The 21,404-nt window shown below is 39.2% G+C and carries 21 protein-coding genes; 17 read left to right on the top strand and 4 right to left on the bottom strand.

Going from position 1 to position 21,404, the window contains the following annotated elements:
* Window positions 1–58 precede the first annotated feature (58 nt).
* Window positions 59–1,546 (bottom strand): sulfurtransferase, encoded by a 1,488-nt coding sequence (locus EHQ16_RS08230; RefSeq protein ID WP_135631433.1) that lies wholly within the window; start codon window positions 1,544–1,546, stop codon window positions 59–61.
* 375 nt (window positions 1,547–1,921) lie between these two features.
* Between EHQ16_RS08230 and acpP the strand changes: the two genes are divergently transcribed.
* The 6 genes from acpP to EHQ16_RS08200 are packed head-to-tail and all read left to right on the top strand — an operon-like array spanning window position 1,922 to window position 6,099.
* Window positions 1,922–2,155 (top strand): acyl carrier protein, encoded by a 234-nt coding sequence (gene acpP / locus EHQ16_RS08225; protein ID WP_100744393.1) that lies wholly within the window; start codon window positions 1,922–1,924, stop codon window positions 2,153–2,155.
* 53 nt (window positions 2,156–2,208) lie between these two features.
* Window positions 2,209–2,937 (top strand): ribonuclease III, encoded by a 729-nt coding sequence (rnc, locus tag EHQ16_RS08220; RefSeq protein ID WP_135631431.1) that lies wholly within the window; start codon window positions 2,209–2,211, stop codon window positions 2,935–2,937.
* Entirely contained in the window at window positions 2,934–3,398 is a 465-nt protein-coding gene (locus EHQ16_RS08215; RefSeq protein ID WP_135631429.1) for an NUDIX domain-containing protein, read from the top strand. Before rnc ends, EHQ16_RS08215 begins: the two co-directional genes overlap by 4 nt.
* Window positions 3,395–4,486, top strand: coding sequence for a 3-dehydroquinate synthase (aroB, locus tag EHQ16_RS08210; RefSeq protein WP_135631427.1), 1,092 nt, complete (start codon window positions 3,395–3,397; stop codon window positions 4,484–4,486). Before EHQ16_RS08215 ends, aroB begins: the two co-directional genes overlap by 4 nt.
* 1 nt (window position 4,487) lies before the next feature.
* Window positions 4,488–5,384, top strand: coding sequence for a mechanosensitive ion channel family protein (locus tag EHQ16_RS08205; RefSeq protein ID WP_135631425.1), 897 nt, complete (start codon window positions 4,488–4,490; stop codon window positions 5,382–5,384).
* Entirely contained in the window at window positions 5,359–6,099 is a 741-nt protein-coding gene (locus tag EHQ16_RS08200) for a toxin-antitoxin system YwqK family antitoxin (protein ID WP_208742268.1), read from the top strand. The genes EHQ16_RS08205 and EHQ16_RS08200 overlap by 26 nt, the downstream gene beginning before the upstream one ends.
* A 40-nt stretch (window positions 6,100–6,139) precedes the next feature.
* Here EHQ16_RS08200 and EHQ16_RS08195 read toward each other — a convergent pair whose 3' ends face one another.
* Together EHQ16_RS08195 and EHQ16_RS08190 are read right to left on the bottom strand one after the other, a co-directional pair.
* Complete coding sequence (locus EHQ16_RS08195) at window positions 6,140–7,159, bottom strand: LIC_10230 family protein (protein ID WP_135631422.1); 1,020 nt, start codon at window positions 7,157–7,159, stop codon at window positions 6,140–6,142.
* A gap of 12 nt (window positions 7,160–7,171) precedes the next feature.
* A complete protein-coding gene (locus tag EHQ16_RS08190) occupies window positions 7,172–8,158 on the bottom strand; it encodes a hypothetical protein (RefSeq protein ID WP_135631420.1) in 987 nt (328 codons plus the stop codon).
* 60 nt (window positions 8,159–8,218) lie between these two features.
* Between EHQ16_RS08190 and EHQ16_RS08185 the strand changes: the two genes are divergently transcribed.
* The 11 genes from EHQ16_RS08185 (at window position 8,219) to EHQ16_RS08135 (ending at window position 20,226) form a co-directional block, all read left to right on the top strand.
* Window positions 8,219–9,571 carry an ABC transporter permease gene (locus EHQ16_RS08185; protein ID WP_208742267.1) on the top strand — a complete coding sequence of 451 codons (1,353 nt, stop codon included), beginning with the start codon at window positions 8,219–8,221 and terminating at the stop codon, window positions 9,569–9,571.
* Entirely contained in the window at window positions 9,564–10,259 is a 696-nt protein-coding gene (locus EHQ16_RS08180) for an ABC transporter ATP-binding protein (RefSeq protein ID WP_135631418.1), read from the top strand. The genes EHQ16_RS08185 and EHQ16_RS08180 overlap by 8 nt, the downstream gene beginning before the upstream one ends.
* Before the next feature lies 1 nt (window position 10,260).
* A complete protein-coding gene (locus EHQ16_RS08175) occupies window positions 10,261–11,040 on the top strand; it encodes an ATP--guanido phosphotransferase (RefSeq protein ID WP_135631416.1) in 780 nt (259 codons plus the stop codon).
* 61 nt (window positions 11,041–11,101) lie between these two features.
* A complete protein-coding gene (locus tag EHQ16_RS08170) occupies window positions 11,102–13,654 on the top strand; it encodes an ATP-dependent Clp protease ATP-binding subunit (protein ID WP_135631414.1) in 2,553 nt (850 codons plus the stop codon).
* A 26-nt stretch (window positions 13,655–13,680) separates the two neighbouring features.
* Window positions 13,681–14,115 carry a hypothetical protein gene (locus EHQ16_RS08165; RefSeq protein WP_135631413.1) on the top strand — a complete coding sequence of 145 codons (435 nt, stop codon included), beginning with the start codon at window positions 13,681–13,683 and terminating at the stop codon, window positions 14,113–14,115.
* Window positions 14,112–14,891, top strand: coding sequence for a tetratricopeptide repeat protein (locus EHQ16_RS08160; protein ID WP_135631410.1), 780 nt, complete (start codon window positions 14,112–14,114; stop codon window positions 14,889–14,891). The genes EHQ16_RS08165 and EHQ16_RS08160 overlap by 4 nt, the downstream gene beginning before the upstream one ends.
* Window positions 14,888–16,177, top strand: a complete 1,290-nt coding sequence (gene mtaB / locus EHQ16_RS08155; protein ID WP_135631408.1) for a tRNA (N(6)-L-threonylcarbamoyladenosine(37)-C(2))-methylthiotransferase MtaB — start codon at window positions 14,888–14,890, stop codon at window positions 16,175–16,177. The genes EHQ16_RS08160 and mtaB overlap by 4 nt, the downstream gene beginning before the upstream one ends.
* Before the next feature lie 85 nt (window positions 16,178–16,262).
* On the top strand, window positions 16,263–17,033 hold the full coding sequence (locus EHQ16_RS08150) for an efflux RND transporter periplasmic adaptor subunit (RefSeq protein WP_135631406.1): 771 nt from the start codon (window positions 16,263–16,265) through the stop codon (window positions 17,031–17,033).
* 1 nt (window position 17,034) lies between these two features.
* Window positions 17,035–18,288 carry an ABC transporter permease gene (locus EHQ16_RS08145; RefSeq protein WP_135631404.1) on the top strand — a complete coding sequence of 418 codons (1,254 nt, stop codon included), beginning with the start codon at window positions 17,035–17,037 and terminating at the stop codon, window positions 18,286–18,288.
* Window positions 18,289–18,957 (top strand): ABC transporter ATP-binding protein, encoded by a 669-nt coding sequence (locus EHQ16_RS08140; protein WP_135631402.1) that lies wholly within the window; start codon window positions 18,289–18,291, stop codon window positions 18,955–18,957.
* Between the two features lie 96 nt (window positions 18,958–19,053).
* Window positions 19,054–20,226: a trans-sulfuration enzyme family protein gene (locus tag EHQ16_RS08135; protein ID WP_135631400.1), complete on the top strand. Its 1,173-nt coding sequence runs from the start codon at window positions 19,054–19,056 to the stop codon at window positions 20,224–20,226.
* Here the strand turns inward: EHQ16_RS08135 and EHQ16_RS08130 are convergent.
* Window positions 20,186–21,400 carry an ammonia-forming cytochrome c nitrite reductase subunit c552 gene (locus tag EHQ16_RS08130; RefSeq protein ID WP_244242000.1) on the bottom strand — a complete coding sequence of 405 codons (1,215 nt, stop codon included), beginning with the start codon at window positions 21,398–21,400 and terminating at the stop codon, window positions 20,186–20,188. The genes EHQ16_RS08135 and EHQ16_RS08130 overlap by 41 nt on opposite strands.
* Window positions 21,401–21,404 lie beyond the last annotated feature (4 nt).

The raw sequence follows: 21,404 nt of genomic DNA, 5'->3' as shown, positions 1-21,404 counted from the left end.
TGATAAAAGAATGTCTCCCGGCAGATGCCAGGAGACGAAGTGTAAACTGGGAAAGAGATTAGTACTTATACGCCTTATCTTCTTGGATGAATTTTTTTGTGGTGGTTGCCGTGAGATCAATACTAGGACGAACCACATGAGTTGGTTCATTGTACCAATGTTTTGTTGAAACATCTCCAATGTCAGTTCTCCATTTAAAGTCGGATGGTACTTGGTTCACGGCACTGGTTCCATGTCCTGCGACTAGAGCTGTCCATTCCACAAGTGAACCATCATAATACACAGTGGGATATCCAAGAATATTCAAAGATGCGAATCCATTGACTTGAGCCTCAAAATTGGTTCTACATTGACTAACGATCGTTGTTCCCGGAGTGTAAACTGCCCTTGTTGTATTAAACAGTGTTTTGAGTGCTGCTTTATCTAAATATTCATATCCGTCTGCATTATCTTTTAAAAGATCAGACCATGGGAATGTTTTTGAGGATTTGATATTTCCTTCAAAAGGAACAAATGTTTGGTTCCCCGCTGAAGCTGATGGTGCCCCAGAAGACTGGTAGGACGTAGTGATGTAAGCTGAGTTTGTTGGATTTGCTACAAGCGCATTTCTTGCAACATTCAATCCATCTGCAGTCCCATCGTATTGTATGGCAGGCCTAGCATCGATAATCTGTTGTTTGGCGGTAAGACCAGTGAGATTTGCATTTCCTCCTGATTTTGCAATTTCATAAATATCTTCGAGTCCTAATGTCAGGACAGTGTTGTCTACTCGCAACTGTTTTACTGAGAATCCACCATTTCGTTCTAAGTTGATTCCTGATCGACTGCTCGATAATGGAATTCCCGCTGCCGTTGCTTTTCTGTGTAAGTTACCATTGAGAACTGCCAAGTTTTTGATATCAGCTCCCCAATACCGCAACCAATACACTCCACGAGTAATCTCTTGCACAGCACCTGCACCTGTTCCTTTGGCAGGATAGGCACCAGCGGTGATTCCATTTCCAGTCCCTACGGCAAAGACCACTAAATCCTTCGAGAGATTGATTCCGAAGGTTTTCAACCAATCATCCACATATTGACCATTGGCTTGGTAACGAACTGAATCTTTAAATAAACCAGTATCTCTGGTTTGGTTGAAGCGAAAAGAACCACCGGATGCTAGTATATAGTCATCAAGAAGATATACATAAACACCTTGGCTTGGATTTTCTGCTACATACGGTAATGCTGCACCACCGGTTACACGATTCGCCGCATCATGTTGTAAAATGATCAGGTTACCAGTGATATGGCTTGGTTTGTTTGCAGGCCAATTGTTCACAAATTTAGCCAAGGTTTGTGGTGTGATGAGTCCCCAATTGTTTTGGTTATAATCATCTGCGGATTCGTTTACCAAGTCGGTAGCAGAACTGACTTTGACTTGGTTTGCCGCAAATAGCAATAAACCTGCAAGTAAGGCATTGTTGTCTTCTTTCTTTTCTGTACAAGATACCGCAAAGGAAAGTAGGAGGAAGGTTGTGAATGATCGGGTCCAATTTTGAATCATGGAATTCTCCTTAATTTTTATTCGTAAGGATGATTTCGTAATCACGAACGAATAGGGGAAGCTGTTTCCACTATAGCAGAAGTTAAATCTGCTAAAATGGAGCAAAGCATTGGAAATCGGACTAGGATTTTGGAAATTCAGAAGTGTTGTACTGCTTGGGGCCCTTTTTTAGCAAATAGTCGTTTGTATGATCAGGTTAATTAACGTTAGGTGATGTTAGAACGATGTCAAAGGTTTCAAGAGGAAAATAATCTATTTAGACTTGCCAAAAATTCCGACAATTTCATTTTAAAAAAACGCTAGGCGTACATATATGCCTGGTGGAAAACGATTTAACACTTGCCCCACTGTTTACAGTGGCCTGGAGGATATAAAATGGCAGATTTCGATAAAATTAAGTCAATCATCGTAGAACAACTTGGTGTTGATGAGTCAGAAGTTACACCTGAAGCTCACTTCATCAATGATCTTGGTGCTGACTCTCTTGATACAGTTGAGCTAGTAATGGCTCTTGAAGAAGAGTTTGGTGTGGAAATTTCTGATGAAGACGCAGAAAAAATCCAAACCGTAGGCGATGTAATTAAATTCATCGATAAACTTAAGGGGTAATTCCCAATCCAAAAACCGGGTTCCTTTCATAGAGGAACCCGGATCTTTGCACCTTGTCCGACTCCATTCGAATCAAACTCCCTCCCGAAAGAATTTCCTCTCTCAAAGAACTTCAATCTCTCACTAAAACTCAGTTTAAAGATATATCTCTTCTCCACCTAGCGTTTGTTCATAGGTCATTTGCCAATGAGGACTCAGATCGTTATCTTTCTGATAACGAACGATTGGAATTTTTAGGTGATTCTGTTCTTGGAATCTTAGCTGCCGAGTTTTTATACAGATCCCTTCCGAAAGGAAAAGAGGGGAAACTTGCTAAATTAAAAAGTAAAATGGTTTCAGCTCCCGCCATTGCCAAGTTAGCCCGCTCCTACCGCTTCCCTGAATTTTTGTTACTCGGCAAAGGGGAAAGAGAAAAGGGAGAATCCAATCTCAATCTCCAAGCAGATTGTTTTGAAGCCTTTTTAGGAGCACTTTATTTAGACCAAGGTTTGCAAAGTTGCCGAACCTTTCTCATCCCCCATTTCCAAACAATGGAAAAGGCGGTAGAAGATGCTGAAGAAACAAAAGATTATAAAACCATTTTGCAGGAATTTTGCCAAAAGAAATGGAAAAAATTACCTGAATATTCTGTAATGAAAGAAGAGGGCCCTGACCACGATAAAGAGTTTCAGGTTTCTGTGGTTTGTGAGAACCACTTCCAATCCAGCGGAGAAGGGAAGAACAAACGTAGGGCAGAACAAATGGCTGCAAAAGCGGCCTTACGTTTTTTAAAAATACTATGATCGAATTTTTATTAAAATCCAAATCGATGCGAGTTCGTGTCGCGGCCCTCATCCAAGATCCTAAGGGAAAAATTTTGCTTGTACAACAGCAGAAAAAACAATCCGGTTATTGGTTACTTCCCGGTGGTGGAATTGAATTTGGTGAGTCGGGAGAGGAAGCACTCAAACGAGAACTAAATGAAGAATTGTCTTTAGAAGTGAGTAAAATCGATTTTTTATTTTTAAATGAATCCATTGATCCAGATAAAAAACGCCACCTCATTCAAATTGTTTTTTTAACGAAGGTAAAAGATTTGTTACCGGTTCTCAATCCAAAGGAAAAAGCAATTTCCGGATTTGGTTATTTTACAACAAAAGAAATCCTTTCTATGGACATCAGGCCTGACATAAAACATTACTTTCGCGCCAAAAGTTCAAATAAACCTAGATATATTTCAAGCCCATGGGTGAATGAACCATGAAGTTATCGGAAAGGGAAATTATTGGAGAGGGTTTCCGTTACCCCATTGAATTACACGAAGACTTCCAGGGCCTTGCGGAAAAAATAAACTCTCTTTCTAAAGTATCCAAAGTATATGTTCTCACCAGCCGCGAAATTGCTGGAATCTATGAAAAATATATTTCTAAAGAACTAAAATCTCTAAATGTTTCCTTTTCATTTATCTATTTGAAACCCGGCGAAAAAAACAAACACATCGATCGTGTGAAAAAAGTTTATAACCAACTCATTGAAACAGAGGCCGATAGAAAGACCGTGATCATTGCATTTGGTGGTGGTGTCGTCGGAGACTTTGCTGGATTCATTGCCGCTACCTACCAAAGGGGAGTGCGGTTTGTCCAGGTTCCGACAACAGTCCTCGCTTGTGTGGATTCCTCTGTAGGGGGAAAGGTTGCGGTGAATGTGGATTCTGGGAAAAATATGGTGGGTGCTTTTTACCAACCTGAATTTGTTTTTGCACCACTCTTTACACTTTCCACTTTACCAGAAAAGGAATGGAGTTGTGGTCTTGCAGAGATCGCAAAACATGCATTCCTCGACGGTGGCAGTTTTTTAGAAAAAATCGCAAATTCTAAACGTTCCGAATACTCCGAAAAATCGGCAATCCTTCGTTATGCGATTGAAGAGTCCGTTCGGGTCAAATCAGGAATTGTGGCACAAGATGAAAAAGAATCGGGTTTACGAGCCGTTTTGAATTTGGGCCATACCACCGGCCATGCGATTGAATCATTAACCCAGTATAAAAAATATTCTCATGGAGAAGCTGTGGCCATTGGACTTGTCACTGCTTTACTTTTATCACGTGAGTATGCAGGATTTTCCGAATCTAATTTCAAAAAAGCAATCACTCTTATGAAACAGTTGGAATTACCAACGGAATTAGAAGAAAAACCAGAATTAGTTCTGAAACATATGGAACATGATAAAAAGAAGGAAGGAAGTTCTTTGAAGTTCGTATTACTGGAAGATTTCGGTAAACCAAAGTTTGGTGTTTCTGTAGAACGAAAAAACATTCTGGAAGTTCTGAAACGACAAAAAGGAAAGTTCTAAAATGGGTGGCGGTAGTTTTAAAGAATTCTATTTGGATTTAAATCCACTTACTTTACTCATTCGTTCGAATCGTGATTTTGCGGAAACTATGATCCTATTTGGATACATGGTTGTGTTTGCTGTTTTCTCTTATAAGGTCACCATGATTCTTGTCGAAAGAATCAAACCAGCCCCCGATGCGGTTCACGAATACAATCGTAGAAAAGTGGCACGTATGGGATTCCTTTTGGTTTTTGGTATCGCCTACCTCCCTGTTATTTTTTCTAGTTTGTCTCTACTACCTACTGTCCTCGGTCTTGCCGGTGCGGGGATTGTCATTTCACTCAAAGAAGTTTGGTTGAATATGGTGGGTTGGTTTATGATTATGGGAGGGAATGGTTTTAAGGTGGGGGATCGGATCGAACTCGATAACATCAAAGGTGATGTAGTCAATATCGGTTTTTTTAAGTTTACCTTACTCGAAATTGCATCCGACCCTAGATTTGAACAATCCACAAATCGGCTCATTCATTTCCCCAATTACAATATCGTTTTACATCGATTCTTTATTGTTTCCGAAACTATGGATTTTGTTTGGGATGAGTTTAAAGTGTATTTAAACATCAATTCCAATTGGGAAAAGGCTGAAAAAATCTGTTCTCAAATCCTTCATGAAGAACTGGTGCTCGCACCGGAACTTGTGGAATCAAAAATCCGGGAAATGTCAAAAAACTATCTTGTGAGGCTTGGTAAAACCACTCCTATCGTATATACTTCCTTAGAACCAGAAGGAACCATCCTTATGTGTTTAAGATATTTAACGCCCATTAGGTCTAAACGTCTCAACCGAATTCTTATCTCTAAAGAAATTCTAACTAAGTTCAAAAATGAAAATGACATCCACATCTACACACATTAAAGACAGTTCGATTTGGATCTTTGTATCCTTATTACTATTTGTATTGTTAGCCGGTTTGGTCTTTGGCCCATGTAAGGGAACAGTAACAAAACCCATTACTGTTCCGAAGGAAGCAGAGTATCAGAAAAAAACAAACTACTATAAATTAACAGCCGATGGCACTTATCGTGAATGGTATGAAAACGGAAATTTAGTGACCGAAGTTCCTGTGAATGCCTTTGGCCAACCAAATGGAAAAAGCATTCGTTTGAATTACTTAAACGGAACTCCCATTATGGAAGGTAACTTTGTGAATGGGGAACGGGATGGCCTTTGGAAGTTCCATTTTTCTGACGGTAAACCGTATATCGAACTAAACTATCGGTCGGGAAACCGAAAGAAACAATTATGGATCCAAACTGCGGAACTTGGAAATGAAACCGGTTCTTACCAAAGATACTTTCGCAGTGGTCGTTTGAACGAAAAAGGTTTCTTTGATGGTGGTTTTCGCACAGGTGATTGGGTTCGTTATTACCCGGACACGAAAGTGGAAGAAAAAGGTAGTTATGAAAATGATAAGAAGGTTGGGGAGTGGTTTTATTATTACCCAACAGGAACCAAAGAGGCTTCAGAAGTTTATAATTCTGAAGGAGAACTTTTGAAACGTGTTACTTATTATCCGAACGGCCAGTTATGGTGTGTGGTGCAGAAAGGAAAAGATCCAGAGTGCCATTAGGTAGGCACTCTTTGTGATCGCGCGTGTAACTAGGGTTTGTTTAAAATTCGGTGGCTTTCCCGAACAAACCTAAATTGTTTTGGATGAGGTCTATATTAAAGAGAAGTAGGCTGAATAAAAAAGTTACGAAAAGAACAATCACAACAGTACTAAACATCGCCCAAAAACTATTCCTTAAAAATCGAAACTGTAAATAAGCAAAACTAACTGCAAAATTTTTCCAATTGCTAATGTTTGGTTCTCCTCCAACCTTTTTGTAATTGAAGATATAAAACAAAGACAAAATCCCAAGTAAAAAGAAAATAAAATAACTGAACTCGCTTACATAGTGTTTTTGTAAGAGAAAAAGCGGGATATAAACTAAGTTTCCAATCAAAATTCCAATGAGGATGATGATCGCAACATGAAAGACAGGTGAAAAGATAGATCCTGTTTTTGTAGAACTCGGAGATCTACCTTCTTCTTCTAAGGAAGATGAAAATTGTAAAGCTTGGAATCCCTCTGCCAATTCTTTGTTTTTTAAAATCCATCTGTAAGACAAAATACTTGAGATGTAAGTACAAACTAAAAATACAAAATAGAAATAGGAAAAAACCTCATTTTGAACCATGAGGTTGAGTTGAAAAAATACCTTTGGTAAAAGAAAAACAAAAGAGATTGGATAAAATACATTTGCAATTACCTTATGAAACCAAACTCGGAAAACATAAGACACAGCTGCGGAGAAACTTAACAATAAATAGAAAAGAGAAAGTCCTAGTAAAAGTTTTTGTCCCACTAAAACACGTTTGATATTGTCTTTTGTTTCTTCTTGTTCCGTATCCACAGGGAGTTCTCTAGATTCTAATTCTACCAAAAAAGATTCTAAATAAGAAATCCGATTCAATACTCCATTTTCTGAAACAACTTGTGGTTTCATGGATTGTGCTGCAGATCCGGAATCGTCGGATGAAATGTATTCAGGGAATTGGACTGAATAGTCAACAAACAGTGAATGAATGATGACAAGTGCAATGAATATAGGGGTAAAGATAGGAAGTTGTTTTTTAAATTTTTCCATAGAGGTTTTAGATTATAAGATCACAAAAATAGTCATCATACCAATGGCAAGGACTACTAACATAATGATGTAAGGCATCAAATGAAAACTTTCATCTGCAGAAAGTGTTGGGTTTTGTTTTGATTTGGAAACCGCAGCAGTAGGGGAAGCAACAGAACTCATAATATTGGCAACACCTTGTTGGGCATCAGTGGTTTTTATTTTTACTGAGTTTTCTTCTTCAATGATTTTACCGTAAACTTGTTCATTGAGTTTGATGACTACTTCCGAAAAATTCTTGTTATTCGAAATGTTTACGATTTTTGCTGGGATTTGTTTGATGGCTCCCGACTCTTCTTTGAGTTCCAAATTGCCAATGATTGAATCGGTGATGGGATCTCCTGGAACCAAACGGATATAAACATTATCACCTGCTTTTAAGTCCACGAGAGGTGTCCCGTTCACTGGGGAGAGTTGGAATTTGAACTGTACAATTTGTTTGTCAGAAGGAATTAAAAATCCAGAAGCTTGCGGAACAGGAGTGGGAGGGGGTGCTTCTTTTTTTGCAATCTCTTCTTCATCCACAGTTGTTTTTGTCATTTCGTTCGGAGAAATCAGTTCGAAATGAATTTCTACTTTTGGTTCTGAATTTCCAGCAGTCCTTTTGTGCATTTCGCTAAAAACGAAGTCCAAACGATCTGTTAGGTTGTGATCCATGTAGTGGAGGATCTCTTCTAAGAAACTTTCTGACCCAAATTTGGTTTTAATGAGCTCTTGTAGGGATTTGGTTATGTTTTTTTGTTGTTCACCTTTGTAGATTACCCTCTGCATCCGGTTGTAAAAATCCTGAAACGTGGAGCGAATGGGCAAAAGGGACAGTGGGCTTGTACACGAAACTCCCTCATACTTCACCGATTTGGTTTCCACCGGGTCTATGACTGCCGCAATCATGGTGTAGACCATATTCGCTTCGTCTCGTAGGTTTACTTTGACAGAATAATAGTTTGGTGTCTCAGGCATAAGGTTCTTTTTTGACAGTATCCATCTTTAGAAGAAAGCTGTCAAAAAGATTAGGTCATCATGGGAATCGTCTCTTTAATCACAATCCGTTACATCCGAGGGTCCAGAGTTCTGGGTTTCCTCTCCATCAAATCCAGGCTGTCGTTCATTGTTATGGCGGTGGGAGTCGGACTCCTAGTAGTTGTCCTCTCCATTTTCAACGGATTCCAAAAACAAGTAAAAGAATCTCTCTGGCAAGGGGGGCCTCACATTACCATTGAGAATTCCTATGGGTCAGGGGCGATTTATGATTTTGAAAAGGTGATCGCGCACCTGCAATCTGATCCAAAACTTGCTGAGTCTTTTGTTTCTGTGGAAGGAAATATCACAAGCCATGGTCTCATCCAAAGTAATAACAATTTTAATCCAATTATGATTCGTGCGGTCCCTGTGGACTCAATAGAAAAATTGGTGGAAAATGGACTTCCAAACTTTCCTCGGTTATTGCAATACGATCGTGATAAAATCCAAGCCATCAATTCTGAAAAATTGGTAGTTGTTGGAAAAGAAATGAGTGCCATCTACGGGTATGGGCTTGGTCGCGAAATTACTATGGCGGTTCCTGGTGGAAGGTTCACTGTGGAACGTGGGGTTCAAGTCAATGTTCAAACCTTTCGTTTGGCGGGACTTTTTAAAACTGGTTACTATAATTATGATTCTAAGTTTGTGTTTTTATCCCTTCCACAAGCCCAAGAGTTTTTTAAAATGAAAGGTGCAGTCAACCAAGTTGCCATTAAGGTTCGTTCCCTTGATGATTTGAAGTTGACCAAACATAGAATCTTATCTCGGTTAAACGAAGACAATTGGAATAAAAAAATCCAAGATGATACTTCTTGGTCAGTGCGAACCATTGCCGAAGAACAAGAAAACTTTTTGGCAGCACTCCGACTTGAAAAAACAATTATCTCCATCATTGTTTTTCTTTTTATCGTCCTTGCGGCCCTCGGTATGGTAGCAACCGTTCACTCTCTCATCCGGGCCAAACGTAGATCCATTGGAACCTTAAAAGCACTTGGTCTTGCTTCCAATGATATCCTTCTCATCTTTACATTGAATGCAATGATAGTGGGAATTTTATCTTCGCTTGTTGGTGGGATGACTGGAATTTTTATTGCGACTCAACTCGAAGTCATCATCAATGTTATTTCTGAAATCATCAATGGTGTAGGAGGTTTACTGAACCCAGGCGATTGGGATCCAGTGGAACTTGTACCAAAGGATATCTATTATTTCGATCATATCCCTGTGGATATTGATATTTCCTTTATATTTATGGTAACAACGGCAGCGACCATCCTTTCTGGACTTGCAGGATATTTCCCTGCACGTATGGCAGCCAATCTAAACCCTGTGGATACAATACGAAATGACTAATATGAATGTACAACCAACTGTTTCTGTTCGCAAATTAGAAAAATACTATCAGGTTGTGGACAATAGGTACCATATCATTTCCGGCCTTGATTTTGAAGTTTTACCTGGTGAGATTGTATCTGTGGAAGGAGCTTCGGGAGTGGGAAAGTCCACACTTCTGAATATCCTTGGGGCTATGGATTCGTTTGACGACGGTGAGGTGGATGTTTGCGGAGTGAGCCTAAAAAACCTAAACGAAAAACAAAGAGAAAGTTTTCGGGCTGAAAAAATTTCTTTTATTTTCCAACAACACCTTCTTCTGCCAGACTTTACTGCATTAGAAAATGTGATGATGCCACTTCTGATTGCTAGAATGAATCCTGGTTTGGCAAAACAACGAGCGATTGAAATTTTACAAAAAGTTGGTCTTGGGGAGAGAACAGAAAGTTTTCCTTCCCAACTTTCAGGTGGAGAAAGTGCAAGAGTTGGTGTGGCACGTGCACTTGTGGGAAGAAGGCAACTGATTTTAGCCGATGAACCTACAGGAAATTTGGATCGTGACAATTCGCGCCATTTGATGGATCTCATCAAAGAACTCCAAAACGAATTTAAGTTTTCTCTCATCCTTGTGACTCATGACTTGGAGCTTGCTTCCATGGCTCACAAAAGAAACCGAATTGTATCTGGAAAACTAACGTCAGTTACATAAGATGCGTTTTTGTCGTTTTTGCGGAACCAAAGAACCTCAGTTTCGTAAAAGCGGCAAGTTCGGTTGTATCCATTGTATTTCTGTTTTTGAATATCCCAAACCAAATCTAAAAAAAATAATTCCTGATAAAGAAATCCAAACCTTAGAGAACTTTGTAAAAGAAAATACAAAGTCCTTAACTCTTTTATCTTTACGAACAAGACTCACAAGAAATCTAAAATCGAATCTTTTTCCTTATTATGAACCTTCTGAATTGAAATCAAAGCAGCTGTTAGCTGGTAGCCATCTGGACCCATATCTGTATCCCGACGGTCTTTTGCCTACCGAAACACGAAATGAGAATCCTGAATCTAGTATGGGTTTTTATTTGGGGTCAGAGGATCATATTCGTTTTGAAAAAATTGTTCCCGGCAAGGAATGGTATCGTGCGAAAAAATGGGTAGGTTTTGGGAAAGACCTCTCTATTTACCGATTTTTTTTCCAAAAGGAAAATTGGGCACACCACCCGGAACTGGGTTTTGTTTCTTCCTGTCCGACGAATTTGGGGGCGGGGAGGAGGGATTCTCTTCTGGTTGCAGTGGAGCCAGAAGCCGTTTCTGAGTTTTTTTCAAATTTACAAACATTGTCTGAATTTGGTATAGAATTTGCTCCTTCCACCGATCATAGAACTAGGAACATCGGAAAAGACCGAGTTCTTGTCGTAAAAATTTCGTGGAAGAACGCTTCCGTGGTTCAAAAACGTAAGTTTTACAAAATTCTTGGTTTACTAGGCTCCTATTAAACCGGTACGGTCATGATGGGAACAAAGAACGTTCGTCTAATTAATAAAGGCAGGGTGCGGCATGTTGGAATTCACAAAAAGAGCAAAAAGAGTCATCAACGAAATCGCCCAAGATGAGGCAAAACGTTTGGGTTCCGATTTTATCGGTCCTGAGCACATTCTACTTGGGCTTCTCCGGGAGGAGGACTCTGTCGCGATTAAGATTTTAACGAATCTAAATATCAATTTGAACGAACTTCGAAAAGAAGTCGAAAAAAGAACTCGTGAGGGTTCTGGTGCCTTGCTTTTGGATGTAAGCCAAGGACAAGACAAATACCAAAAAATGATCGAAGTTTCTAAAGAGGAAGCAAAACGCCTCAAACATAACTATGTGGGAACCGAACACATTCTTTTGGCATTGCTACGCGATAACAATAATATCGCCGGTGGATCTCTATCTTCTTTCAGCGTAAATTATAACGTCATTAAATCTGAGATTTTAAGACTTCTTGGGGCACCACCTTCTGGTGCTGTGGGCGGAACGACAGGTACGCAAGGTGCGACCCAAGGCCAAACACAACAACAAGCGGCTCCAAGACAAGAAAAGAGTAAAACTCCTATTTTGGATGAGTTTGCACGGGATCTAACCCAACTCGCTCGTGAGAAAAAATTGGATCCGGTCATTGGTCGTTCCAAAGAAATCGAACGTGTCATCCAAATCCTTTCTCGTAAAACCAAAAACAACCCAGTCCTTGTAGGAGAATCGGGTGTGGGAAAAACGGCGATTGTGGAGGGACTTGCGCAAGCTGTGATTGAAAAGTTGGTTCCAGATCTACTTTTCGATAAACGAGTGTTATCTCTTGATTTGGCAAGTCTCATTGCCGGTACGAAATACCGTGGTGAGTTTGAAGAACGATTGAAAAAAATCATGAAAGAAATCGTTACTTCTCAAAACATCATTATCTTTATTGATGAGTTGCACACTCTGATTGGAGCCGGTGCGGCAGAAGGAGCGGTGGATGCAGCAAACATCTTAAAACCAGCTCTTGCTCGTGGGGAATTACAATGTATTGGCGCGACTACCAATAACGAATATCGTAAATACATCGAAAAAGATTCTGCTTTGGAAAGAAGATTCCAAATGGTGAAGGTTCTTGAACCTTCAGTAGATGATGCCGTTCTTATCCTCGATGGTTTGAAAAAAGCATACGAAGCCCACCATAAGGTTCGTTATTCGGAAAAAGCGATCGAACAAGCTGTGAAGTTATCTCACCGTTATATCAACGATCGATTTTTACCAGACAAAGCGATTGATATCATTGATGAAGCAGGTGCTAAGGCCCGCCTAGCAAACTGCCAACGCCCTAACGAAATCAAAGAAATCGAAGAAGAAATCAAAGCTCTTTCTGTTAAAAAAGAAGATTTGGTTCGTAGCCAAGAGTATGAAAAGGCAGCGGCTGTTCGCGATGAAGTGAATCGTAAAAAAGGCCAATTGGAAGAAAAAACCAAACAATGGCAAGAACGTATGGAAGGTTATGCAGTTTCCATTGAAGAAGAAGATATTCTTTCTGTGGTCAGCCTTTGGACAGGAATCCCTTTGAAAAAAATGGAACAGTCCGAAAATACCAAACTTCTCAATTTGGAATCAGACATTAAAAATCGTATTGTTGGCCAAACTGATGCCATCGAAAAAGTAGCTCGTGCCGTCAGACGTTCTAGAACCGGTCTCAAAAGTGAAAAACGTCCTACAGGGTCGTTTATTTTCCTTGGACCAACAGGTGTGGGAAAAACGGAACTTGCAAAAGCACTCGCAGAACAGTTGTTTGGATCTGAAGACAATATGCTCCGCATCGATATGTCGGAATACATGGAACCTCATGCAGTCTCCCGTCTGATTGGAGCTCCTCCAGGTTACGTAGGGTATGATGATGGTGGCCAACTCACTGAGTTTGTCAGAAGAAAACCATACAGTTTGGTGCTTCTTGATGAAATCGAAAAGGCACACCATGATCTTTTTAATATCCTACTCCAAATCATGGAAGAAGGGAATTTAACGGATACCAAAGGTCGTAAGGTAAACTTCCGCGATACCATCATCATCATGACTTCGAACATCGCTGCGAAAGAAATTTCGAAAGGTGGACGATTGGGTTTTGAAGACTTTGCAGAAGAAAGAGAATCTTATAAAGCCGAACAAGCTCGTGAACAGTTGAAAAAACATTTTAACCCAGAATTCCTCAACCGTGTGGATGAAGTGGTTTACTTTGCTCCTCTCAAAAAAGAAGAGATCGTAAACATTGTGGATATCATGTTAAAAGACTTTAACAAACGTTTGACTGAAAAGAAAGTGCTTGTGGATCTTTCTCAATTGGCAAAAGAACATTTTGCAACCATTGGATACGACCAAAACTATGGAGCCCGTCCACTCAGACGTGTGTTCCAAAGAGAATTGGAAGACTATATGGCAGTGCAGTCTTTGAAAGGCGTTTATGATAACCCGACAAAGATCCTAGTTGATTTTGTAGAAGGTAAACTTGTGTATTCGGAAACTCCTTGGACAGAATACAAAGAACCTCCTAAAAAAGATGATGGTTCTTCACCAAACACTGAGGAAAAAGATTTGGCTCTCGTTTAGAGAGCCTTTCGGAAAGGCGAACGGAAATGGCTATCCTCATTCCCCTCGTCTTTCTGTTTTCTTATTTTTTCATCCGTAAAATTTGGTTCCAACTTCGTAAAATTCGAACCGTTGGAACCATTGAGCGGATCGAACTAGGGTACATTCGTCCCAATCTCATCCTCCCGGAAGTTAAAGTTTTTTATAAATACTATTTCCAATCGGGACTTTATTTTGGGTCAGGATACCTCAATCTTTCCGATTTTCTCACAACCCAAGAATTTCATGTTCATATGGGCCCGGGAGAAAACCCGATTTTGTATACCGAAGACTCAGAAATCGTCACCGAGGAACATATCGAACATTACTTGCTTTCTAAAGGGGGAAGCGTTTTCCTATACCTGGACCCCATCGAACCCTATCATTCCAGGATAGATTCGGTCAATTTGAACTCCATTACAGTCTCTTCGGATCTTTTATGAAACATTTGATTTACGCTTTTGCTACTACTTGTCTTCTCGTAACATCCCTGTACTCCCAAGAAAAAGAACAAGTTGGTTCTGCCTACTTTCAAGCTGTTGACGAATATAAAGTAAAAAATTACAACAAGTCCATTGAACTAGTCAAAGGTCTTTTGGCTGATGGAAAGTCATCTTACGAATTTTATGCGCTCCTAGCGTTTAACTATGATAAGTTAAATGATTTTGAAAATTCTTATAAAAACATTTTAGAAGCAAGAAAACGTAAACCCGACGATGAAGACCTTCTACAAGGAAGTCTTGCGATTCTAACCCGTCATAAAAAGTGGAAACCTGCGATAGAACTTGCTGAAAAAACCATTCCCTTATACCCACAAAATCCAGAAGTAAGATACTTTTATGCGTTGGCTCTTTCGGAGAGAGGAGCATCCAAAACAGCTCTTTCGCAAATCGAAAAAGCAAAAGCAGGAAGTCCTAGTGACTTTCGAATGTTAGAGTTAGAAGGTAAAATTTATTATAATCTAAAAAACTATGATAAAGCAGATGTGAGTTTACGTTGGGCATCTTCTCTAAATCAAAAATCTCCTGAAATCTGGAATAACTTGGCTCTTGTTCAAGAGTCACTTTACAAATCGAATAAAAAATTGGGTAAAAAATCCCAAGCAAACACCTATTTGTCGGAAGCAAAAGAATGCATCCAAAAAGCTTCTGACTTAAACGGGGAAAGTAACACAATCAAAGAAAATTCTAAACGGATTGTCGCACTGAACGAACTTTGAAAATTAAATTCCATACACTCGGTTGTCGGTTGAATTTTTTTGAAACCGACGGTATGTATTCTGTTCTGAAAGACAAAGGTTTTTCCTTGGCGGAAGCTGAGGAAAAGGCCGAATACATAGTTGTCAATACCTGTACCGTGACAAACAAAGCCGATGTAAAAAATAGAAACATCATCCGTAATGCGATTCGTACAAATCCTGGAGCTAAGGTTTATGTAACGGGTTGTTATGCAGAAACAGACAAAGAAATTTTACAAAACATTCCTGGTGTGTTTGGAGTATTCGGAAATACAGAAAAAAGTTCCCTTCCTTATAAAATCCTAGAGGATTGGGAAGGCAAAAAAATCGAAACTAACTTATCCTTCGATCGTTTCTCCTATTCTGATGTTTTACCAGAAGGGCATACACGCGCTTATTTAAAAATCCAAGATGGATGTAACAGAAAATGTTCCTATTGTAAAATTCCTGCTGCACGCGGCCTTGGTGTCAGTAGAAATTATAATGATGTTTTAGACCAAGTTAGATACCTACAAGACAATGGGGTTGGTGAAATTCAGTTAACAGGTGTTAATTTGGGTTGGTACCGATTAGAAAATGGAGAAAAAGGATTTTTAAATCTTTTAGAGGATATTTTAAAAATCTTAGAATACTCGCGCATTCGCCTTTCTTCCATTGAGCCACCTGACGTAGGATCTGGATTAATCGATTTAATGAAACATCCTAGGTTCTGTAAATTTTTACACATTCCCATCCAAAGTGGAAGCCGTAAAGTATTGAAAGATATGCGAAGGACATACCATCCAGATGCATTCCGCACAAGAATCGAACTTGCCAAAGAAAAACTTCCTAATTTATTCCTCGGAACAGATGTGATTGTTGGATTCCCTTCCGAAACAGAAATTGAATTCCAGGAAACAAAACAATTATTAGTGGAACTTGGTTTTGCTAAGTTACATGTTTTTCCATATTCCGTCCGCAAAGGAACGAGTGCGGAATCTTTTGGAGATCCCATTCCTGGGGACGAAAAAAAACGTAGAGTGTTAGACCTGATGTCACTCAGTTCAGAACTTCATACTAAATATGCAGAATCTGCGATTGGAAAAACATTCGAAGCCATTCTCGAAAGTGATGGAAGGTTTGTGACTGACAATTATCTCAAAGGTAGACTGGCTGATTCTTTTTCCTTTGATACCCTCCAAAAAGGTCAATTTGTGGATGTTAGGTGTTTGGAATACAAACCTGCCAAAGATAGGGAAGGTGAGTTTGTATTTGGACTTTCCCGCTAATAACTTTTAAAATTGATTCTGAAGATATAGTTTTCCTTAGAAAAAGAATTTTCAAATCCTTTCGATCGGTGGCAAATAGGTCATCATGGATCGTAAAAAACTATATTTTGTTTTAGTCAGTTTTGTAATCATTCTAATTTTACTTTTTTCCTTTTTCTTTCGTACCTCTAAAACAAACAGAGTTTTGGTGGAAAGAGGGTCTCTTGTGGAAGCAGTCTACGCTTTGGGTACGGTGAAACCTGTGGATAACTTCAGTTTGAAGTTTGGGATCGCAGCATCTGTCCGTGAGATTTTTGTAGAAGAAGGACAAACTGTTAAAAAAGGCCAAGCCCTTCTTACCAATGATTCAGGGATTACGTTTCGTTCTCCATTAGATGGAACTTTGACAAAACTCAATGTAGCAAAAAATGAAACGGCAATGCCCGGCCTTCCTCTATTAGAAATTCAAAATTTAAAATCAGTATATATTTCTGTTTCTCTCGATCAGGAATCTGCCTTACGTGTGAAACCAGGTATGAGAGTCCAACTGAGTTTTGAATCCATTAGAGGGAATGTATATCAAGGTAAAGTTGAAAGGATTTATCCTTCCAATGGACAATTTTTAGTTAGGATTGAGGCAGATGAACTTCCTGAAGGTATTTTACCTGATATGACAACGGATGTAGCCATTGCAGTTTCCTCCAAAGAAAATGTCGTTTTGGTTCCGTTAGTTGCCGTAGATAGAGGGAAAGTAACTCGGTTTCGCGAAGGGAACAAGGATAAAATTGAGATTCGGATTGGAGCCATTAATTCAGAGTTTGGTGAACTCCTCCAAGGAGATTTGAAAGAAGGCGACGAAGTATTGGTTAAAAATTAATATGTTGTTTCTTGCGATTAGGCAAATTTTTTCTAGGCCACAACAATCGATCCTAACTCTGATTGGAATAGTTCTCGGAACTGCAGGTTACATTGTATTTTCAGGAATTATGTTAGGATTCCAAGCAGTCATCACTGACCAATTAGTAAATTCCGATGGACAAATTAAAATTTCACCTAAGGACGAACTTGTTACAGAAAGAACCTTTGAAGATGTTTTTTTTCAGGGTAAAGTGGTTCGATGGTTGTCTCCACCATCTGGCCGAACCGATCATTCTCAGTTAACTAATGTTCTTGGGTGGATGGATAAACTTTCCAATGACCATAGAGTTCTTTCGTTTGCTCCCCAATTGTCAAAAGAAGTTATTTTTGTGAATGGAAAAACGACGGCACCGGCCAGGTTTGTTGGTGTCGATCCCCAGATCCAACCTAAGGTTACAAACTTAAGTGATTATATCGTCGAAGGAAAATTGTCTGATTTATCTCGTGGAACTTCACTAGCGATTATGGGGGAGGGAGTTCTTAATAAACTCGGTGCCAAAATGGGAGATACAATTTCGGTATATATTCCCGGCACAGATTTGATCCCTGTAAAGGTCGTTGGAATTTTGAGCACAGGAAATAGGCTCATCGATGAAGTGACTGTATACTCCTCGTTATCTTCCGTACAAAGTATTACAAAGTCAAGTGGTGAAATTTCGCAAATCATTGTTAAAATTAAAGACATACGTGCGGCTGCAGAAATTGCTGAGGATTTACGATACTTTAGCAAAGACAAGGTGGAAAGTTGGGACGAAGTTAATGCAAGTATTTTACAAGTTTTTAGAACACAAGACATTGTTCGAAATTCTACTACCTTTACCATTATCCTTGTAGTTGCATTTGGAATTTATAATATCTTAAATATGGTGGTGAACCAAAAGAAAAAGGAAGTGGCCATCCTTCGTTCGATTGGTTTTGATGAAAAGGATACAATCCAACTTTTTATTTTTCAAGGTTTGTTTTTGGGAACTTTGGGTGCGGTGATTGGAATCCTCGTGGGAATTATTGGATGTTATTATATAGATGGAATTCCCATTGGAGACCCAAAACAAAATTCAAAGGCACTAATGAAAACCATGATGATATCCTGGGACTGGATCATTTATGTAAAAGGATTTTTTATCGCAGTCCTAAGTGCATCGATTGCAAGTTATATTCCGGCTCGTATGGCAAGTCGTCTTTCTCCTGTTGATATCATTCGAGGAGCAACCTAAATGTTAGGAATTGAAGCCAAACATATTTTTAAGTCTTTTGGAGAACCTCCGCAAGATATATTGAAGGATGTTTCCTTAGAGATAGGGTTGGGTGATTTTGTCGCACTCACGGGAAAATCGGGATCAGGAAAATCTACACTTTTATACATAGTGAGTGGGCTTGATAACCCTAGCAGTGGCGATGTCAAATTGAATGGAAGTTCACTGATTGGAATGGAGAGTAAAGAGATTCATCGTTTGCGAAATTTATCGATTGGATTTGTCTTTCAATTTCACTACTTACTTCCTGAACTCACTGGACTTGAAAATATTACGATGCCAGGAAGAAAAACGGGTACACATAAAACAATGGAAGATTACGCCCTACATTTGATGGAGAGTTTCTCTGTTCTGCATTGTAAAGATAAGTTCCCAAGCCAGATGTCTGGTGGGGAAGGACAAAGGGTTGCGATTGCAAGAGCACTTGTACAAAAACCTAAGTTTCTTTTTGCCGATGAACCAACGGGAAATTTAGATACCATTAACGGAGATAAGGTGATGGAAATTTTTAAAAGGGTCAATAAAGAGGATGGAACTACAATTCTTTTTGTCACGCATGACCCTGATTATGCGAGTCTTGCGAACAGGCGTGTCCACATGATTGACGGTAAAATTGCAGAAATTTCTTAAAAATTCTGTTATATTAGTTTAATTCCGATTCTATAGCAGATATTTTCCAAAAAAAATGATGAATTCGGAGCTTCATTCCCGACCTTGGTAGAAGATATGTTTGAACACTTTGAAACTGACGCCATCCGCATCCAAACCAAACGAACTGGGGAAAAAGAACATTCCACCCCACTATTTTTAACTTCTAGTTTTGTTTTTGATGATGCGGAACATGCAAGAGCACTTTTTGCAGAAGAGGTAACGGGAAACCAATACACTCGATTTTCTAATCCGAATACCACCGAGTTAATTGAAAAAATGTGTTCTTTGGAACATACGGAAGATGGAATTGCCACTGCTTCAGGAATGTCTGCTGTGTTTACTTCTGTGTTTGGACTTGTGAAGTCAGGTGATCATATCGTATCGGCGCGCGCAATTTTTGGTTCCACCCATCAAATATTTGCAAACATACTTCCTCGATTTGGAGTGACAACTACTTACGTTGATATCAACAAACCTGAGTTATGGGAAGCAGCCTTTCAAGAAAATACAAAGATAGTTTATATTGAAACTCCTTCTAATCCAGGTCTTGATATTGTCGATTTGGCTTGGGTCGCTTCACTTTGTAAAAAGAAAAAAGCCATTCTTATTGTAGACAATTGTTTTTGTTCTCCCTATATCCAAAGACCCGCTGACTTCGGTGCAGACATAGTGATTCATTCGGCAACCAAATACTTGGATGGGCAAGGAAGGGTGATTGCTGGTATTATTTTAGGTAAAAAAGAATTCATCCAACCCATTCGTTACATGGCTCGTAACACGGGACCTTCCTTATCTCCGATGAATGCATGGATCATTTCCAAAAGTTTGGAAACACTTGCCGTAAGAATGGACAGGCATTCTGAAAATGCAATTAAGTTAGCTGAATTTTTAGCACAATCTCCAGATGTAGAGTTGGTAAGGTATCCATTTTTGCCAAATGACCCAGGTTATGCGATTGCAAAAAAACAAATGAAATCTGGCGGTGGAATTGTTTCTTTTGTGATCAAAGGGGGAGTGGATCGAGCCAGAAAGTTTTTGGATGCGCTGAAATGGTTTTCTCTCACTGCCAACTTGGGTGATACAAGAACTACGGTAACACATCCCACTTCAACCACTCATTCTAAATTAACGGAAGCAGAAAGAGTTGCTGTTGGTATTTTGCCAGGCCTCATTCGTGTGTCTGTAGGTTTAGAACATATTGATGATATTATTTTGGAAGTGAAACAGGCGCTTTCCAATTCAAAGTAAATAGTATATAACGAGAGTTCTTTTTTTCGGATAAGGACTCTTGTAATAACTTTTTAGCATCCGTTGTAAGAGTTGTTGCCTTGGTTTTTAACTGTTCTTCAAAACTACGGACATACTGTTCGTCAGGATCCACTTCGATTTCCCAAATCATTTCGCTGACTAAATTTTCTTTTGGTTCATAATTGAAACGAACTTTATGAGACTCGTTTGGTTTGATCCTGGTATCCAAATATTCTTCCGTAAGATCCGTGTTCACCACTCGCCCTACAACAGATTCTTCCAAAAGAATTGGCAATTTTTTGTTTTTGAAAATTACATAAAAACGTAGGTAAACTTTAGGAACAAGGTATGTTGGAAAGTTGTGACCCACACCTATATTTTTCAGTTCTGCCTGGATTTGATACTGTCCATTTTGTTCTTTCACTTCCCAGATTGGTTTTAAAGAATTTTGAACAAAAGTTTTATCGTGAATTCCCTTCCATGAATGTTCCCTGTCAGGCATATGGCAGTTTTGGCATTGGATTCCTTGTTTAGCAAAGGGGCTCCGTTCCCATTCCGTGTAAACTTCCATCAGTCGTTTCCCACTTAGGCGGACTCCTGTTTCTTTACTTTCATGACAGGATTTACAAAACTCCGAGGATTCAAATTCTTCTTTCACAACATAGCTGTTATGTGACATACTACCGCTGGTTTTGATTTTAGTTACATTCGTTCTGGGTGGAGGGCCAAACCGAATTTGGTTTCTAATATGGCAAGAAGCACAAAGAATGGACGGGTTATCGATACCATCGGGAAAGTTGTGAGATTTGGAACTTATGATTTCGGGAGTTTGGAAGTTTGAATCAATTTCTAATTTTGTTTCTGCTAAGGGGGAATGGCAATTCAAACAAGATTTGTATTCTTCCTGCGTGAATATTTCTTTTTGCCATAAAAATCCAGGACTTGCAGATTTTGCATGAAAACTTTTTTCCCAATTTTGGAACTGATTTTGATGGCAGGTGCCACAAGCTCGGGGATTTAAGTTTTTTTCTAATGTGGAAAAGTGAGAAGGAGGTGTTCCTAGTTCTGGAATTGGATGGTTCCAATGAGATTGTAAAAAACTAGAATCAGAACAACTTACGAACATTAAAATAAAGAGAAAAATGTTCGTAAGTTGGAATGTTTGAAAATTCACTATA

The organism is Leptospira kanakyensis (assembly GCF_004769235.1).
GTDB classification, from domain to species: Bacteria; Spirochaetota; Leptospiria; order Leptospirales; family Leptospiraceae; genus Leptospira_A; species Leptospira_A kanakyensis.
The sequence above is the reverse complement of the archived record's forward strand: the minus strand, read 5'-3'. Positions and strand labels throughout refer to the sequence as shown.

Bases quoted from the DNA above. Each gene is read 5' to 3' on its own strand.
- EHQ16_RS08230 (WP_135631433.1), bottom strand. From the start codon at position 1,546: ATGATTCAAAATTGGACCCGATCATTCACAACCTTCCTCCTACTTTCC.
- acpP (WP_100744393.1), top strand. From the start codon at position 1,922: ATGGCAGATTTCGATAAAATTAAGTCAATCATCGTAGAACAACTTGGT.
- EHQ16_RS08215 (WP_135631429.1), top strand. From the start codon at position 2,934: ATGATCGAATTTTTATTAAAATCCAAATCGATGCGAGTTCGTGTCGCG.
- aroB (WP_135631427.1), top strand. From the start codon at position 3,395: ATGAAGTTATCGGAAAGGGAAATTATTGGAGAGGGTTTCCGTTACCCC.
- EHQ16_RS08205 (WP_135631425.1), top strand. From the start codon at position 4,488: ATGGGTGGCGGTAGTTTTAAAGAATTCTATTTGGATTTAAATCCACTT.
- EHQ16_RS08200 (WP_208742268.1), top strand. From the start codon at position 5,359: ATGACATCCACATCTACACACATTAAAGACAGTTCGATTTGGATCTTT.
- EHQ16_RS08195 (WP_135631422.1), bottom strand. From the start codon at position 7,159: ATGGAAAAATTTAAAAAACAACTTCCTATCTTTACCCCTATATTCATT.
- EHQ16_RS08190 (WP_135631420.1), bottom strand. From the start codon at position 8,158: ATGCCTGAGACACCAAACTATTATTCTGTCAAAGTAAACCTACGAGAC.
- EHQ16_RS08185 (WP_208742267.1), top strand. From the start codon at position 8,219: ATGGGAATCGTCTCTTTAATCACAATCCGTTACATCCGAGGGTCCAGA.
- EHQ16_RS08180 (WP_135631418.1), top strand. From the start codon at position 9,564: ATGACTAATATGAATGTACAACCAACTGTTTCTGTTCGCAAATTAGAA.
- EHQ16_RS08175 (WP_135631416.1), top strand. From the start codon at position 10,261: ATGCGTTTTTGTCGTTTTTGCGGAACCAAAGAACCTCAGTTTCGTAAA.
- EHQ16_RS08170 (WP_135631414.1), top strand. From the start codon at position 11,102: ATGTTGGAATTCACAAAAAGAGCAAAAAGAGTCATCAACGAAATCGCC.
- EHQ16_RS08165 (WP_135631413.1), top strand. From the start codon at position 13,681: ATGGCTATCCTCATTCCCCTCGTCTTTCTGTTTTCTTATTTTTTCATC.
- EHQ16_RS08160 (WP_135631410.1), top strand. From the start codon at position 14,112: ATGAAACATTTGATTTACGCTTTTGCTACTACTTGTCTTCTCGTAACA.
- EHQ16_RS08150 (WP_135631406.1), top strand. From the start codon at position 16,263: ATGGATCGTAAAAAACTATATTTTGTTTTAGTCAGTTTTGTAATCATT.
- EHQ16_RS08145 (WP_135631404.1), top strand. From the start codon at position 17,035: ATGTTGTTTCTTGCGATTAGGCAAATTTTTTCTAGGCCACAACAATCG.
- EHQ16_RS08140 (WP_135631402.1), top strand. From the start codon at position 18,289: ATGTTAGGAATTGAAGCCAAACATATTTTTAAGTCTTTTGGAGAACCT.
- EHQ16_RS08135 (WP_135631400.1), top strand. From the start codon at position 19,054: ATGTTTGAACACTTTGAAACTGACGCCATCCGCATCCAAACCAAACGA.